Source organism: Lujinxingia vulgaris (assembly GCF_007997015.1).
In the GTDB taxonomy this organism is placed as follows: Bacteria; Myxococcota_A; Bradymonadia; order Bradymonadales; family Bradymonadaceae; genus Lujinxingia; species Lujinxingia vulgaris.
Map to the genome: position 1 here is coordinate 90,478 of NZ_VOSM01000009.1, position 16,746 is coordinate 107,223.

Consider the following 16,746-nt stretch of genomic DNA (forward strand, 5'->3'; position numbering starts at 1 on the left):
GACAGGATGAACCATCGCTTGCCAACACCTTAATCGCATCGCGCGACCTCGAATCGAGCACCACTGCATTGGAGCGTGCCGCTTGCACACTCCCACTTCTCCGGCTTACTCGCCGGCCGCCTCGGCCTGGTCTTCGTCCAGGTCTTCGAGGTTAAGCTCGACCATCGTCACCTGACAGACCCCATCGGGACGATCTTCGTGGGCGGTAAACGCGTTGCCGCCCTTGTAGGCTCGCACGGTGACGACGGTGGTGCGGCCCTCCTCGGCGGTGAAGTTGCACGAGAAACGAAGATCGAACTCGTAGCCGCGCGCATACGAGAAGACGCCGTAGCCGCTGCCCTGCAACTCAAGGTTCACCGAGACGGTTCGCGTGCCAGGGTTGACCGGGCCGCTGAAGACCTCCAGCTCGTTGGCGCGGCTGAGGTTGCCGTCGCGATCGAGCTCGTTGAAGATTTGCGAGCCATCCACGCTGAAGAGCGCGCGTCGGATGTTGTAGGCCGAGCCCAGGTCGTTCTCGAAACGAATCACCGCGCGGCTGCCCGCGAGGTTACCGCTGAGGATAGTCTCTTTGAGCAGGACAATGCGGCTCTTGGAGCGGAAGACCCGCTCCTTGAGGTCGTCGATCTTGGTCTCAAGGTCGCGCACCCGAAGATCATAGACCTCCTCGGGGCTCTCGCCATCAGGGATCTCAATGCCTTCAATACGATCGGTGTCCATGCGAGCCTGAAGCGACTCTTCGGTGCCCGGGTAGTCGGTGCGTAGTTCGCGACCGCCCGGTCCGATGACCGGCTCCGCCGCCCCCTCGCTCTCCGCGGCGGCCTGCTCCTCGGACTCGCCAGCTGCGGCGTCGGCATCGGCCGAATCAGGCTGCCCCTCGGCGGGCGCACCCGCTTCGGGGTCCTCACCCTCTTCGGGCGCTTCGCCCTCCGCCCCCTGCGCTGCCTCTTGCGGCGTCGCATCCGCCGGCTGCGTCTCCTCCACCGGCGCCGGCTCGTTCTCTTGCTGCGCCACGGCGCTGCCCGGTGCCACGCACCACAGCAACGCAAAAAGGATCACGCCAGGCCACATTCGTCGTTGCATAAACGGCTTCCTCACGTCGATTTTATCTCGGTCACGCATGCACGTCCCCGCCACGCGTCCACGCAAGCGTGGTTTCTCATCATCAAATCGGCTGCAGACTACTTGACCTACCGGGCGATCTCAAGAGCCCCGACCCGAGCTTTGACGCCCCACTGCCGGGCAGTATTCATCACCTGCCTGGCCCCCATCGTCCCTCCAGCGTCTGACGAAGTGCCGAACGCGTCAAGAAAAGAGCCGGCCCGGAGCGCGCAGCACTCCGGGCCGGCCAACCTACGCCGACTGGCCCCGCGCTTCAACCGCGAAGCTGGTCACGCAGATACTTTGGCAGCGCAAACGCCGCCCGGTGCAGATCTTCGTGGTAATACGAGAGCTGATCATCGAGCGCGGCAATCCGCTCGGAGTCCAGCCCCTCCACCGGGTGCGGCCCCTTCGACGCAAACGCAAACGCCCAGAGCGAGCCCGGGTAGGTCGGCACGATCGAGGTGTAGAAATCAACCCGCTCGAACTGCTCGCGCAGCATCTTGCCCACCCCGGCCACGCGCGCAGGCTGGTAAACGATCGAGTCGCTCTGCGGTACCAGGATGCCGTCGGCGCGAAGCACCCGGTGACACGCCGCGTAAAACTCCGGCGTAAAGAGCACCACACCCGCGTCCACCGGATCGGTCGAATCGACCAGAATCACATCAAACGAAGCGTCGGGGGCCTCATTCACATACGCCAGGCCGTCGCCAATAATGAGCTCGGCTTTTGGATGGTCAAACGCGCTGGCGACCTGCGGAAGATGCTTCTTGCACTGCTCGACGACCACCTCGTCGATCTCCACCATCACCGCTTCTTCAACCTGCGGATGCTTGACCACTTCCCGCAACGTCCCGCCGTCACCACCGCCGATGATCAGCACACGACGGGGGTTCGGGTGAGCGAAGAGCGGCACATGCGCCAGCATCTCGTGGTAGCCGATCTCATCGCGCTCCGAGACGTTGATCACGCCCCCGAGTGCCAACACCGTACCGAACTCCGGGGTGCGGAAGACGTCGACCTGCTGGTAGGGCGTCTCCTGGCTGAACAGCCACTCACTCACCGTATGTTCGGTGATGGTGTTGCGATTAAGGGGATCGCGAAAGACGATCTTGGCCATGATCTTCTCCTTGAAGGGCGCGGGCGCACGCACAGGCCCGCCCACACCCCGGACAGACACACCCGGGGCGTGAGCGCTGGCACAGCCCGAACCTCAAGCGCGCCACGACTCGCCACCTCCCGGGTGAGCTGCCGCAGACGCGCTGCTGATTGTGATGACTTATTTGTCGAGATCTTCGCGGGTCACGCCGTAGGCCGAGGGCAACGTGCCCGGAGCCACATCGAAGCAGCCGCGACGAAACTCCACGGTGCTCTCACGGGTCGCCCCGAAACGCTCTTTGAGGAAGGCGTGCGCTTCCCACGGATCGATGACCGTACCGCAGGTAAACACATCGACGGCCGCATAGCCGTATTCAGGCCAGGTGTGAATGGTCAGGTGGCTTTCGCTGATCACAACCGCCCCGCTGACACCGTGGGGGTTGAACTGGTGAAAGTTCACACAGACAATATGGGCACCCATGCTTTCAGCCGCTGCGACCATGACCTCTTCGACGAACGATGCGTCGTTGAGTCGTTCTGCAGGGCACCCGTAGTACTCGAGGATCAGTTGACGTCCGAGAGCTTCCAATTCGTTTTACCTCGTGGATGGTCGCTCCGAATCCACGCTCCGTGTTGGTCCCTTCTCGGCATCTCTCGAGCCGATGAGCTAGTCATCGGACTCGCCTCGAAGCGACCTCGCCAACGGAGCCTGGTCCAGAGCGAAGTTCGTTACCATCGTGCGCATAAATCACCGTGGTGTGAGTTCACTCGCGTCTCCAGCCGTAGCCTGGCGAGGGCATACCCTGAAGACTGGCTTCGCCCCCTGTTCAGCTTGTCTTTCGTCTCCCGACGTCGAGCTTGTGCCACGCCCGCTTAAGTGAGGCGTGCGGCTCCGGGACCTGCTGACAGAGTTTGGGTGTCGCTACCGAAAAATTCACCGCCCGAAAGCGGGCCGCAATTACTAACATCTTCGCGTGGAAAATCAAGCCCAAAGCATCTATCTTGCCCCAAATTTTGCCTGCCCGGCGGCGATCCCTCCGCCCGGGCCCGCATTGCCTCTGTTTGGAGTCTGCTGATGAACAACCGTGACTACGCCCGCGTCCTCCAGGAAATCGCCCAACTAATGGAGATCAGCGGCGAAAACCGCTTTAAAATCCGCGCCTTCGAGAACGCCACACGCACCGTGGAGACGCTCCCCGAAGAGCTCGATCAGATCATCGAGCGCGGTGAGCTCGAAGACCTCAAAGGCATCGGCTCAAGCATCGCCAGCGATCTTCGCCAGATCCGCGAGCGGGGCACCTGCGATATCCACCAGGCGCTGCTTGAGCGCCTGGACCCCGGGCTTCTCGACATGCTCAAAGTTCAGGGGCTCGGGCCCAAGCGCATCAAGCTGGTGTACAACGAGCTGGGTGTCTCCAACCTCGGCGCGCTCAAAGAGGCCGCCGAGGCCGGGCGCCTTCGAGAGCTTAAGGGTCTGGGCGCAAAAACCGAGGAAAAAGTTCTCACTGAGATTGAACGCCTGGCCCAGGGAGGCGATCGCGCCCCGCTGCCGCAGGCCCGACGCGTGGCCGAGTCGCTTCGCGATCAACTCGACGCCCTGCCCCAGTCCATTCGAGTCGCGATCGCTGGCTCGTTGCGCCGCGGACGGGAGACCATCGGTGACATCGACCTGCTCGTTTCCACGGACGACCCGGCACCGATTCACGAGGCTTTTGTGGCGTTGGCAGAAGTCAAGGAGGTCCTGGTCAGCGGTGACACCAAGACCTCGGTGCGCCTTCATAACGGCATCCAGGTCGATCTTCGCACGGTGACGGACGACGTCTTCGGCAGCGCCCTGCACTACTTCACCGGCAGCAAAGAACACCACATCGAGCTACGCACCCGCGCCAAGCGTCAGGGCCTGAGGGTGAGTGAGTACGGCGTCTTTAAAGAAGGCGAAGACACGCCCATCGCCTCCCGCACCGAGGAGGATCTCTACGAAGCCCTGGGCCTTCCCTTCATCGCCCCCGAGCTTCGAGAGGGACGCGGCGAGATCTCGGCGGCGGAGAAGAGCGACCTGCCTGTGCTGGTGGAGCCCGAGCAGATCCGCGGCGACGTGCACATGCACACCACCGAGACCGACGGCCGCCACTCCATCGAAGAGATGGCCGAAGCCGCAAAAGCGCTCGGCTACGACTACATCGTCATCACCGACCACTCCCAGGCGGTGCGCGTGGCCAATGGCATGACGCCGGAGCGCTTCCGCGATCATATCGCGCGCATTCGCCAGGCCGATTCGCAGGTCGAGGGCATCCGCATCCTCTCCGGCATCGAGGTCGATATCCTCAAAGATGGCAGCCTGGATATGGATCACGATCTGCTGGCCGAGTGCGACTGGGTGGTGGGCAGCGTCCACAGTCACTTCAACCTGGAGCCCGACCAGATGACCGAGCGCCTTCTCAAAGGCATGCGCACCGGCCTGCTCTCCTGCCTGGGGCACCCCACCGGGCGCATCCTGGGCGGGCGCGACGGCTACCGCTACGACTTCGACGCGGTGGTCGAGGCCTGCGTGGAGCTCGGCGTGGCCATGGAGCTCAACGGCAGCAGCGGGCGACTCGATCTCAACGCGGAGCTCGCCGAAAAGGCCCACCGCCAGGGCGCGATGCTCGTTATGGGAAGTGATGCTCACTCCACCACCGGGCTGGAAGATCTGCGTTTTGCCGTCCAGCAGGCCCGCCGCGCCTGGCTTGGCCCCGACGCCATCTTAAATACGCTGAGCGTCGATGATCTGCTGAAAGCTACTCGCCCCTCGCTTCATTAAAAAAAATGGCTGTCGAGAATCGGGTTGCCGAGAGCTTCGCGGTGCGCATGTTGACCGCGCTGCAACGACCTCGCCACATCGCTTACCAGACTTCTCTTGAATGATTGGAGTACGGATGACGAACATCACCTTCAAAGGCAACCCGGTCACCCTCAGCGGCACTCCGCCCACCGTGGGTGAAAAGGCCCCCGAGTTTCATGTCCACAAAAATCCCGGTGAGTCGCTCGCGTTGAGCAGCGCCTCGGGCAAGCGCATCCTGCTGACGACCGCCCCTTCGGTCGACACAGGCGTCTGTGCCGCTCAACTTCGCACCTTTGAGGCTCGCCTGGCCGAGGCCGGCGACGACGCCGACTTTGAGCTGTGGTTCGTCACCCGCGATCTTCCCTTCGCCCTGGACAGGTTCGCGGAACAGGCCGGCATCCGCCACGTGAAGACGCTTTCGGACTACAAAGATCGCGTGCTCGGCGAGTCCTTCGGGCTTGTGATCGATGAACTCGGGTTGCTCGCGCGTACCGTTTTCGTGATCGATAAAGACGGCACGGTTCTCTACCGGGAACTTGTCCCGGAGATCGCCACTGAGCCGGACTACGACGACGCCTGGGCGATCGTCACCGGCGCCTGAGCGTTTTCGCCACATTGACACCCCCGAAAGGCCGCGCTAGCACCAGCGCGGCCTTTCGGCGTCAGTGCTGCCCCGTAGTCTTCGCAGGAACCCATCATGCCTCTCCCCCACGCCGGCTCCCTTACCGCCTTCGTCTCGCTCGTAGCGCTCGCGTTGCTGGTCGGCTGTGAGGGTGCACCCGCCGACGGCACCGACCAGACCATCCGCGAACTTGAGGCCCGCGCCAGCAAACGCGCGCCCCAGATCGAAGTTTCGATGGGCTACTTGCATCATCACGGCCAGGACTGGCCTGAAGGCGAGGTTCGCATCGAAGGGCCTGATGGGCAGGAGGCGGTGCTCACACGACTTCTGGTGGTGACCTCCGCCGTCGAGCTGCACCTCTGCGCTCCGACCAACACGCTGGGGGCAACACTCTACGATCTTCTGCTGCCCACCGCCCACGCCCACGTCCCCAGCTCCGCCACCCGTCAGGGCACCCCTTACGTCGAAGATCTCCTGGGCCCGGCGCGTGCCACACGCATGGTCGGCGGCATTGCCCCCCCGCCGGGCGATTACTGCGAGATGCACGTTTTGCTCACCCCGGCGGATGACGACATCATCAACCTCACCGGTGTTCCCACCTCCGAGCTCGACGGCCTCACCGCGCTGGTCGACGGCCGCTGGCGCCCCTCCCCCGAGGAGCCCTGGCAGGAGTTCCGCTGGACCCACCGCGGCGTCCACATCGCACGTACTCCTCTTCTCAACCCGAAAGACGGCAGCGCCCCCCTCGCACTCAATGCCCCCGACGACACCGCGCTGCTGCTTATCGACAAATCACTCTCCCTGACCAACCTCCAAAACACCCGCTGGAGCGCCGACGGACCGGACTTTACGCCGGTGATGCACGAGCTCCCCGACCGGATCGAACTCTACCGCTTCGATCGCCCCCCTTCCCCCTGAAGACACCTATGAGTTCACAACCCCACCGCGCTGAAGCCGCCGATATGCACTCCCTTGTCGCCCTCCTCCCGGTTCCCTGGGGCGAGGATGGCCTGGAGCTCTTGCGAGAAGTTCATCAGGAGACCTGGGTCGAAGATCTCGACGTCGCCTGGGAGGTTCCCGGCGAACGCGGCACCATCACGCTGCGCAGCGGTCACACCGTGACCCTCAAGGTCGACGAGCCCATCCCGGAGCTCGTCGACCTGGCGCCTACCGCCAAACATCCCTTCGCCGCCGCCGAGGTCCATCAGATCGAGAACCAGCAGGCCATCTGGCGTCTGGTGCTTGAGGGGGCCGATAAGGATCCGCGCCGTCTTGCGGCCTCCTTCGCGCGCCTGCTCACCACCGCGGTCGAAGCCGGCGCACCGGCGGTCTTTCTGCCGGCCTGCGTCCAGCTTCACCCTCCGGCGCTTCTGCGCCACCTCTCGATGGACTTCAACCAGCCCGACGCCGTGATCAACCTCTTTGTCAGCGCCTGGAACGACGACGAATGGATGATCACCCGCGGGCTCACCCTCTTCGGTCTCCCCGAGTTGGAGACGCGTCACAACAACGGCCTAAACGCGGCCTACTTCCGCCTGATGGACATCGCCTCCACCATGTTCCTTCAGCAGTCGCCCTTTCCCGATGGCGCCCAGCTTCAGGTCGGACCGCAGCTCTTTGAGGCGCGCACCGGCCCCTCCGGCCCCTCCGATCCTCAGGTCCCCTTCTGCGGCCATCACGGCACACTGACCGTCGGGCCAGTGAGCTTCGACACCTGAGCTACGCACTGCCGGATTGACACCGCCAGAGCCCACGGGTTACGCTTCCGGCTCATCGGGTTTGTATGCGGCAGTAGAGCAACACGTTGCCACTTTTGGGATGACTTGCATGCTTTTGAGGGCTGTAATGACGCCAGTGTCTCGCGTAACCAGACGCCTCGCCACGTTGATGTTGACGATCTTCGCCCTGCAGTTCGGCTGCGGCGATGGTGAGGTGGGCGACGAAGTCGTCTACTTCCACATCTATAACGGCTACGCCGGCAGCGCTCAGATGAGCCTCTACGGGCCCACCGGCGCGCTGGTCAACTCGCTGCCCTTTGGTCAGTCGACCCTCGATGTCGGCAATGGCGAGCCGGTGGCATTTGATCGCAGCCTCCCGGGCGGCTTCACCCTGCTGCTTGACGGCTCCCCCACCCCGATTGAGCTTCCGGCCGAGGCCTGGTCGCTCTACCCGCATGAGACGGCCACGCTCTTCTTGATCCGCCGACAGGGTCAGGGCGCGCTTTTGCAGATGTACCGCCACGTGCGCTCAATCTCGGAGGGCTGCCGCATCGTCTTCGGTAACGCCCTTTCCACTCCCTCGGCCAACCTGGGTCAGTACAACTTCATGTCGGGCTTTCGCTTCGACGATATCGCCACCGGCGGCTACCTGCCCAGCGATCCCCGCGGTGGTGCTTTCCTGACCGCGGTCCGAGACCATCCCTACTTCTTCCTGGTCCGCTCCGAAGAAGAAGAGAGCGAAGGTGTGCTCATCCCGGTCTGGGTTGGCCGTGAAGGTACTGTGGACTTCCCGCGCGTCGACTTCCAATCGGGCACTGTCACCACTGACCCGCCCTCTGCCGAAGTCGTCACGTGCATCGCCGACGCCGGCGGTGACCCGGAGGCCGAAGCCGAGTGCCTGCTTCCCAAATCCTACCAGGGCATCGTTTTCACCCCGGAGGTCGAAAACACCTTCATCCACTACTATCCCGAAAACTTCGGGAACTCGGCGGGCGACTGCGCGGCTCAGTTCCGCATCTTCTCCGACTTCAGCAACATCTTCACCGGAGAGCACGCCAACGGTAGCTTCGTCGACGGTGAAGTCAGCGGCAGCGCCGGCGACCACCTCTTCTGGGTCCTCTACGGCTTCCCCGCCGGTGATCCAGGCCCGCAGATCGCGCAGTGGTCGACCGGCGACGACGTCACCGCCGGCGGCTTCCAGCCCCTGCCCGATTATCCCTCGGCCCCCTGATCCCCGCGTAAAACGAGCCCCAGCCTCCTGACCTTGCGGTCAGGGGGCTTTTTTCTTATATGCTGTCTTAACGCTGCAGCTTAGCTTCGCCGACTCGCTCACGTCTGCCGTCCGAAAGTGCGGGCATTACGCCACAACCGTGTCAAAGTGACACACTTCTAAACAAGATCTTACGCTCCCTAACCGCTCAGTCTAAGTGGCATACTGATTGCATTTGATGATACCCTGTTGCTTCATCCATTTCGCACGGAACGCGCCATGAACCTCGTACCTACAGCTGCGGTACAATCCCGACCGCGATTGCTCCTGGGCGGTGCCCGCATCCTGATTCATCTGGGCGGCATCGCCTCGGTAGCGCTGATCATGGCTCTCCCCTTTGTGAGTCAACGCACAATCGGGCTGGCGCTTCAGGCGCGGGAGGCCGGTATCCACCAGGCCATTTTCAGCCTGGAGACCCTCGTTCACGTAGGCCTGGCCGCATGTTTTTGGGCGATGCTCTATTTGAGCTGGAGCTGGTTTCAAATCACACGCCAGGAGCGCAAAGCCCGGGGTCCCAGGCCTTCCCGAACAATCGTGCGCGCCCGGGGTAACGTTATTCTTGAGACGCTCGTCGTCTTTCCCATCTTCCTGCTTCTGATCTTCGGGCTGGCTCAGTTCGCGGTGCTCAACATCGCGAGCATGCTCACCACCGTCGCCGCTTTTCAGGCCACGCGCACCGTATGGATCTGGGAGCGAGAACCCGTCGGTCCCGACGAGATCGAGCGTAAAGCGGTCATCCAGGCCGCGAGCGTCGTCGCGCCGGTAGTTCCCGGCGAGTACGCCGCGCAGCCTTCCACATCCTCGAGCGATTACAGTGAGAATCGGGGCATCTTCGTCGCTTCGCAGTTTCCCTGGCCCGTAGCCGACTCCGGCTATCAGGGACGCAATATCGGCGATCGACTCGCCGACGAGATGGCCGGGCTCAATCCCCCAATCGACTTTGTCTCAGCGGTCGACACGGCGGCATTTTCGCACCGCACCGTGCGAAAGCTCACCAGCGCGTACGGCTCGATCGATGTGAGCTTTGAGCCAGACGCCGCCTCCAACTCCCTGCTCAAAGTCACGACCACCTACCACCACCTCAACGCGTTTCCGCTGGTGGCCGGACTCTTCGGTCAGAACTATGAACGCGCAGGACGCGAGGGATATCACGTCCCGATTACGCGCGTGCTCTCGATTGAACGTCAACGGCCCTCACCGGACCGCACGCAGTTCCCACGAATGCTACCCGGCGGCGGCGGCGCTGAGCCCTATCTCTTCTAAGTTTCCCGGTTTGCCCTGCCCGGGTCGCCAATGACCTTTTGCTTCACCTGTATGAGCTGATCATGATCAAACTCCCTTCCCGACCTCCCCATCTGCTCAAAGGCGCTCGACGCCTGCATGAGCACCAGCGGGGCGCGATCGCCATTCTCGCAATGGCAGGAGCTCTGATCCTTCTACTGGCCAGTTGGATCGTTTACGACGCCGGCGCCTCAGCGCAGAAGAAGATGGATGCGCAGATCGCCGCAGATACCGCCGCGCTTAGCCAGGCCACCGTCAAAGCGCGCTCGATGAACCTTCTGGCCTACGCCAACGTCACCAAACGCTCGGTCTGGGGAATCCACAGCCTTTACCCCTCCTACATGTATGCCGTCGCCCAGTGGATTCACGGTAGCTACACCATCGCCGGCCTCGATCTCAGCGGGCTCTTCAGCATGGATACGATGTGCGAGATCTGTTTCAACAGTTCTGGCGAAAACGAATCCGACAACGAGTCCTGCAACGTCTGCAACTTCATGAACAATAACCGGCAGGCATGGAAGGCAGTTGCCTGCAAATACCCCGACTCCGACACAATCTGCGATGCGGATACACCCGACACCTGGGGCGATTTCTATCGATTCACCGGTCACGACCACAACATCTTCCCCCACGAGCTCATGAAGATCGACCGGGGGGCGGACTTCCCAAAACTCGCCGAGAGCGACCTCGCCACCAAAATGCTCATGGGCGACACCATCACTCCCCAGCCCGACTACACCTTTCGTGTCGGCGATGACCCCTCATGGTCGACCCGCTTCTTCGGCAAAGACCTGATGGCGATGGATAACTACCAGCGCTACATCTTCGCCATCACGCCCTGGTGGGGATGGACCGAGCAGGCCATGCGCGCGATGCGAAACGGAGCCACCCTCTCCGGTAGCTTTCCCGTGCCCCCGGGTGTGATCCCCGAGTCGAGCAGATCGATCACCGATCTGATCATCAACCACTACCTCGACGCCTCACCCGTCACTACCGACTCGGCCATCCACAACCACAGTAGCTACATCGATTCACTGCCCGTGCGTCCGGCCAGGATTGGCTCGATGGGCAGTCACCTCAACTCCGCACTCAGCGCCGGCAACCTGACCAGCCTCCTCAAAAACTGCATCGACGGAGCAACCTGCGCCTCGGAGAACCCCTTCCTGCTGGAGCACCTGATCAATCTGGCCACCGTGATCTTTTCATCGCCCGGAACGGTGGTCGGATTCGGAGGGGATGGCCCGCTGGAACATGCCTCCAGCATCGCTGTGAACCTGCTGGCGGCCACCTCGGCCTTCAAAAACCAGGGCGTGCGCTTTACCGGAAACGCGGCCACGCGCGCGCTTCCTGGCAACCGAATCGCCGCCGAACCCTGGGAACTGCGCCCCTTTGCCACCGCTGGCGAGTGGCAGGTTAACACCTCGAACATCGTCCTGACGCTGCTCGCCGACTTTACTGCGTTCAACATCGCCCAGGGCCGCCAGAAGTATCAGATCCTCCCGGAGAGCGATTACTACGGGCGCGACGCTCGCTCGGTCTCCTACCAGAACCATTTCTATGGTGAGAGCTTCGCCGATCGCCCCGCTCCCATCTCCGCGGACGCTATCGCCGAGAAGAACACCTACCGCGCTGGCTCGACCTGGGGGATGGCCCGCGCCGAGATCTTTCACACCGGCGAGTTCGGGCCGGATCTCTGGAGCCCCTCCTGGTCCTCCCGGATGCGCCCGATTGTGCTGGGTAATGAATGGGATGAGGCCCACTACAACATGAATGAAGTCTTTCATGATGCGCTGCCCTACATGGTCCTCTCACGAACCATGGGGGCGACCGGCCAGTGGCCTCTTGATCGCATTGGCGTTGACTTCGCACGCATGGAGGCCGCCAGCCACGCTATGGGGAATTCCACGATTGGAGGCATCGTCAAATGAATTCAAACATTCCACATAGGGCCGGAGGCGGACTGCTTCACGTTATGCGCACGCTGCATTTAAACCAGCGTGGTACGAGCATGACGGAGTTTGTCATGTTTCTGCCGGTCTTTGTCCTCATCTTTGTGGGCATCTTCGAGCTGGGACGACTCTACGATTTTTCACTTCGCGCACGCGGAATGGCCTTCACTGACACCATCAGCCGTTTTCGACAGGTTCAAGACACCTCTTTTCGAGACGCGATCACATCAAACGGCCTGGCTCGCAAAGCGATCTCGCCACTTAGCGCTTCAGTGGACTCCACCTCCCAGCTCTTTCGCACCCCTCCGAACCAGCGCGCCGGCGTGCGGGAGGTGTTGGCCCAGCGCGACCTCAAGGCGTACTCGCAGACCTCTGGCCTGGGCCAGCACGGCAGCCTGGGCGAAGCACTTGGCCGTATTAACCTCGCCAGACAGGCCGGCGTGGAGGTCACCGCAGTCGATCATATGATCACCCACGACTTAACCCTCTTTGTGGGACCGTCTGCCCTTGCCAGCGAGCTCTTCGACGACCGTCCTCAAAACAGGCTCGATACCTCCATGAGCGGACAGGGCGATTCGCTGCTGCAGACGCTTGCGAACAAGGTCAACGAGACCATTACCTCGGCCGGCGCGAGAAGCGCGCTGGCAGCAAACATTCGCTACGGAACGCTCACCGGACGTTTTGATAACTCCGTCCATATTGCCTCGGTGGGCGATGTGGAAGTGAGCGCCTGGTACAGCGTGCTCGCGCCCACCTACGCACACAGCGACGATCGCAAGAACGGGCAGATGGCAACCTTTGCAAGCCGGCTGACGATCGAGGGCAATAACCACAAGCCCTACCGCGACATCCTCGCGTTTAGAACCAACCCTGAGCTTCCCATTCTTCCCGACGAGTACGAAGTCCCCAACCCGGCTGACGAAGATCTGCAAGATCACTTCGAACTGCCCCTGAACTACGGTGACGACTTCTACTGATGTTTAAAAAGTAACGCTCTTTGGAAGGGCTGCTCTCAACGCGTTTTTTTCAAACGTTTTCTGTTCAAGCGTTGAAAGTTTTACCCTCACACGGCACGAACGGGACGTACCGAATCCTGTCTAAAAAAGGCACCGCTGCCATGAATGCGAATAGTGTTTCATCCATACTCCTCAACCTCCTGAAGACCGGTCTGGCCGGTGGGCTTATCGTGCTCATCGCATGGAGCGTCGGCGTCTTTGATCTCGACGGCGATGTCCAGGAGAGCCATGCCGATATTTTCGATCTGCGCTTCTCAGCTCGCGCCAACCCGGTTGAAGAGTTCGCAAAGACCCTCCAGGATCTGGGTCATCCCGAACCGCGAACGTACGCCATCAACAACAACCGCATCTACTTCTCAGTCCGGCACACGAACGAGACCCCCGGGCAGATCCTCAACACGTATCAGCAACGCTTTGCTGCCAACGGTCTTAACGACCGCGTGTATACGACGATCGACGAAGCGGAAGGCGAAGCCAGGATGATCACCGCGCTTACCGGCGGCATCGTCCCGCATAGCGTCGACCCCGAACACGTCACGATGGGAGGGATGATCACACGGGGACGCGCTCAAAACGCCGAAGAACTACGCCGCGACTACCTTCAATCCCCGAGCCCCTCCTCACTCTTTCGCGGACATCGGTGGATCGAAGCTTTCCGCTCTCCCGACCACAACCAGACCACGGTCATCGCAAGCTGGAGTGATGAGAGCTTTATGTACGGTCGCATGCACCCGGACAAGCTGCGGGTAGGCTACGGCGCGGGTGCCGATCATATGATTCCCTCATGCCCGGGTTGCGTACGCCTCAACCGTCTCGAAGACCTCACCGATGAGAGCTCTTTTATCTTTGAGAGCAACATCTACATGACCAGCCACAGTCCGGCGCAGATCGTCGAATTTTATGACAAAGCGCTGGCTTCTCGCGGTTGGGAGGCGCTCCCTCAAAATGATGCGTTCTACGAGCTCCAGACAAACGTCGACTTTGAGGGCCGGCAGGTAGATATTCATGTTTTCACCCGCGAAGACCGGCTGACGAAACTTGTCATCTACAGCCATGGCGGAAGCACTTACGTGCACACATCCATGCAAACAAACGACAGCTTAAACTAGCGACAGACCGACCTCCTGATTGCCACGACACGCCTCTTTTTGACGAGGATCAATTAAAATGAAAATGAATAGCGGAGATCCTATGCGCCGGCCCCCTTTAACCGAGACTCCTGTCCGCTCGTGGACCACATCGTTGGCGGGGCTCGGCTTTATGCTGATGCTTCTCGTGGCGAGTGCCTGTGGCCAGGCTGCCGATCCTCTCGAGGCCTCCGAAGATCCGGACATCATCCACCGGGGCTTTGAAGCTATCAACCACGGGCCTCGCTACTTTGAAGCGCCCGAAGATCAGTTTTTTGACGACCCGGGGTTGATCGTCGTCAACCCGGATCTCAACGAGCGTGAGCCCCTGATCCTCTCGGCTGAGAGCTACTGGCTTGCCGATGAGGATGTGGCCGCCTCCACCGTCGACGAGACGACCATCCGCTTTCCTCGTAACGGCTACGAGCATATGAGGGGCTACCGCGCCGGGCACGTCGTGCTCTCGCGCACCGCGGTCCTGCGCCGCCACATCACCCGGGTGGAGCTGAGCGAGAAGGAGATCATCTGGCACACCCGTGAGGCCGAGCTGGAGGAGGTCGTCATCCACGGTGAGTTCCACATGGATGTTCTGCCGGGAAGCACGATCCCGGAAGACTTCGACATCGTGGACACCTACCTCTACCCGACCATTGAAGCCCAGCGTCACGACCTCTACGAGCGTCGTCTGGTGATGTACGACATCAACCGCCGGGTGCTCAAACAGGAGAGTGGCGAGCGCGAAACCTGCGAGCTTGAAACCTGCGACATCCCCTGCTCGGACTGGGAGGAGGGCGCCTCTCAGGAGGCGGAGTTCGACCCGGACACTGGCGAGGTCATCGAAGAGGGGCCCGTCGATCCTGCGACCGCATGCATGGACTGGGTTCGCGATAACCGCTCAGTCTACGCCGACGATCTCTCCGGCCCCCTGCTCTGCCCCGAGGGGCTCACCGATGAACAGTGCGCCGATATCATCTGCTCGGACATGTGCGAGATCGACGATGGATTCGATCAGCCCTTTGATCCGGAGAACGAGCCCGAAGCAGGTCCTCCCGGCGGCGGCGGAGTCGGTGCAGGGTTCACCTTCTGCCTCAACCCTTTTGATGAGGAAGACCTTGCGGAGTTTGAATCTGATTTCGAACAGCTCTGCGATCTTTCGATCGGAGGCATCGATCTGACCTTCAGCGGTGAGACCGGCAGTGATTTTGGAGGAGGCAACGGCAGCTACACGGCCAGCTTTGAGTTCAAACTTATCCCGCGCGTGCAGGTCGCCCTGGGCTTTAAAGCAGGCATGAAGGTCAAGATCTGGAAGCCGAAAGTGAAAGCCTACGCCGGGGTCTACACCGGCTTTGGTTACGGCGCGACGATGACGCTCAGCGCCGAGCTGGCCGTGCAGTACAACTGGAGCAAACACTACGAGTTCTTGATCTTCAGCTTCAATATCTTCTTCGTAAACCTCTCCGCCTATGTCTACGCCGGCCTCGAGGTGAACTTCCGTCTCAGCATTGAAGGACGCATCGGGTACGACTACTGGCGCAGCAACGTAAACTACCTCTGCATCAACATCTGCGTGGGTGGCTGTTCCTCCTTCATCAAGTTCTACCGCTCCCGCTGGGAATCCAACGAAGAGGGCGACGGGGGTGAGTGGAAGACCAGGGATGAAGCAGCCGGCCAGACAATGTGCGGCTTACCAGGCCCAGACTCACTCGGGGTTCCCGGCAACTTCGACGGCTTCCGCAAGGTGAAGTTTGAGGCGGAGGCATCCGCCAGCGTCGGGCTTAATGTGGGCGTCGGCGCGCGTATCGGCGTGGGAGCTCCCGGCGCGGCGATCCCGCTGGCCGGCCCCGGGGAGTACAACCTCTACTTCGAGCCTCTGCAGCTCTCCCTGCAGGCCGGTATTCGCATCGCCCCGCCGCTGTGTAACTACCACTACGGCCTCTACCTCGGGGGCGCAGCGGGAATTGGCATCGGTCTTCCCCTGGTCGGCCACATCAAGAAAGAGTGGCGCCTCTACGGCCCGATCAAACTCTTTGGCGATGACGGCACCCTCAGCGGATTCCTGGGCTGCGGCGAGTTCATTCCCTCCGAGCCTTACATCGTCGAGCGCAGCGGATGCAGCAACGATCAGCAGTGCATGGACGACGCCGAGCCGGGCACGATGGCTCGCTGCTTCCAGCGCCAGTGCGTCAAGCATGACAATGTGCGCGTCAGCCTGGGCTGGGTCGCCAACCAGGATCTCGACCTCTACATCAACAAGCCCTCCGAAGGGGCGGTCTACAACCGCGCCACCCAACCCGACCTCTTCAGCCGTCAGGATTGCGGCGGCACCTGCACCTCCGAAGAGGTGGGCCCCTTCATCGAAAACTTCACCTTCCCCTACAACGACGAAGGGGAATGGCTGGCCTGGGTCGTGCTCAATGAAGCTGCCAACAATGACGCCACCGAGACCGACATCATCTACACCCTCGAGGTTGAGTTTGGTGATGGCGCGATGAGGCAAACCATTGAAGGCCGCATTGATTCACAGACCAGCAATCAATCCGTCGTTCGATTTGCGATCTGCAGCCCCGACGCGACCAGCGCCCGCTGCCAGGCGCAGGCCGGGATCATCGCCGAGCACGATCTGCCCAGCGACGATGACGACGTCTTTGAGTCTCCGAACGAGTTCTAGTTCTTTGACGTCCGGCTTCTCCCCGAGGGTTGAGAGGAAACGATCAACCCTCGGGGAGCACCGGAGGTGATACTTCGA

13 protein-coding genes are annotated in these 16,746 nt (G+C 61.6%); 10 read left to right on the forward strand and 3 right to left on the reverse strand.

Annotation, left to right across the window (positions count from 1 at the left end):
• Positions 1–105: 105 nt before the first annotated feature.
• From FRC98_RS16280 to speD, 3 genes are all read right to left on the reverse strand, one after another.
• Positions 106–1,080, reverse strand: coding sequence for a hypothetical protein (locus tag FRC98_RS16280; protein WP_146982508.1), 975 nt, complete (start codon positions 1,078–1,080; stop codon positions 106–108).
• Between the two features lie 292 nt (positions 1,081–1,372).
• A complete protein-coding gene (speE, locus tag FRC98_RS16285) occupies positions 1,373–2,218 on the reverse strand; it encodes a polyamine aminopropyltransferase (protein WP_146982509.1) in 846 nt (281 codons plus the stop codon).
• A gap of 159 nt (positions 2,219–2,377) precedes the next feature.
• A complete protein-coding gene (gene speD / locus FRC98_RS16290; RefSeq protein WP_146982510.1) occupies positions 2,378–2,785 on the reverse strand; it encodes an adenosylmethionine decarboxylase in 408 nt (135 codons plus the stop codon).
• Positions 2,786–3,271: 486 nt separating this feature from the next.
• On the opposite strand from speD, the gene polX reads away from it, so the two are divergent.
• From polX to FRC98_RS16340, 10 genes are all read left to right on the forward strand, one after another.
• Positions 3,272–4,996 (forward strand): DNA polymerase/3'-5' exonuclease PolX, encoded by a 1,725-nt coding sequence (gene polX / locus FRC98_RS16295; RefSeq protein WP_146982511.1) that lies wholly within the window; start codon positions 3,272–3,274, stop codon positions 4,994–4,996.
• 115 nt (positions 4,997–5,111) lie between these two features.
• Positions 5,112–5,618 carry a thiol peroxidase gene (tpx, locus tag FRC98_RS16300; RefSeq protein ID WP_230467695.1) on the forward strand — a complete coding sequence of 169 codons (507 nt, stop codon included), beginning with the start codon at positions 5,112–5,114 and terminating at the stop codon, positions 5,616–5,618.
• A 96-nt stretch (positions 5,619–5,714) separates the two neighbouring features.
• On the forward strand, positions 5,715–6,557 hold the full coding sequence (locus FRC98_RS16305) for a hypothetical protein (RefSeq protein WP_146982513.1): 843 nt from the start codon (positions 5,715–5,717) through the stop codon (positions 6,555–6,557).
• 8 nt (positions 6,558–6,565) lie between these two features.
• Entirely contained in the window at positions 6,566–7,357 is a 792-nt protein-coding gene (locus FRC98_RS16310) for a hypothetical protein (RefSeq protein ID WP_146982514.1), read from the forward strand.
• Between the two features lie 127 nt (positions 7,358–7,484).
• On the forward strand, positions 7,485–8,588 hold the full coding sequence (locus tag FRC98_RS16315) for a hypothetical protein (RefSeq protein WP_146982515.1): 1,104 nt from the start codon (positions 7,485–7,487) through the stop codon (positions 8,586–8,588).
• Positions 8,589–8,846: 258 nt separating this feature from the next.
• Positions 8,847–9,890, forward strand: coding sequence for a TadE/TadG family type IV pilus assembly protein (locus FRC98_RS16320; protein ID WP_146982516.1), 1,044 nt, complete (start codon positions 8,847–8,849; stop codon positions 9,888–9,890).
• A 62-nt stretch (positions 9,891–9,952) separates the two neighbouring features.
• A complete protein-coding gene (locus FRC98_RS16325) occupies positions 9,953–11,836 on the forward strand; it encodes a Tad domain-containing protein (RefSeq protein WP_146982517.1) in 1,884 nt (627 codons plus the stop codon).
• Between the two features lie 80 nt (positions 11,837–11,916).
• Entirely contained in the window at positions 11,917–12,834 is a 918-nt protein-coding gene (locus tag FRC98_RS16330) for a TadE family protein (protein WP_230467696.1), read from the forward strand.
• Positions 12,835–12,854: 20 nt separating this feature from the next.
• Positions 12,855–13,982, forward strand: a complete 1,128-nt coding sequence (locus FRC98_RS16335; RefSeq protein WP_146982519.1) for a hypothetical protein — start codon at positions 12,855–12,857, stop codon at positions 13,980–13,982.
• 151 nt (positions 13,983–14,133) lie between these two features.
• A complete protein-coding gene (locus tag FRC98_RS16340) occupies positions 14,134–16,668 on the forward strand; it encodes a hypothetical protein (RefSeq protein ID WP_146982520.1) in 2,535 nt (844 codons plus the stop codon).
• Positions 16,669–16,746 lie beyond the last annotated feature (78 nt).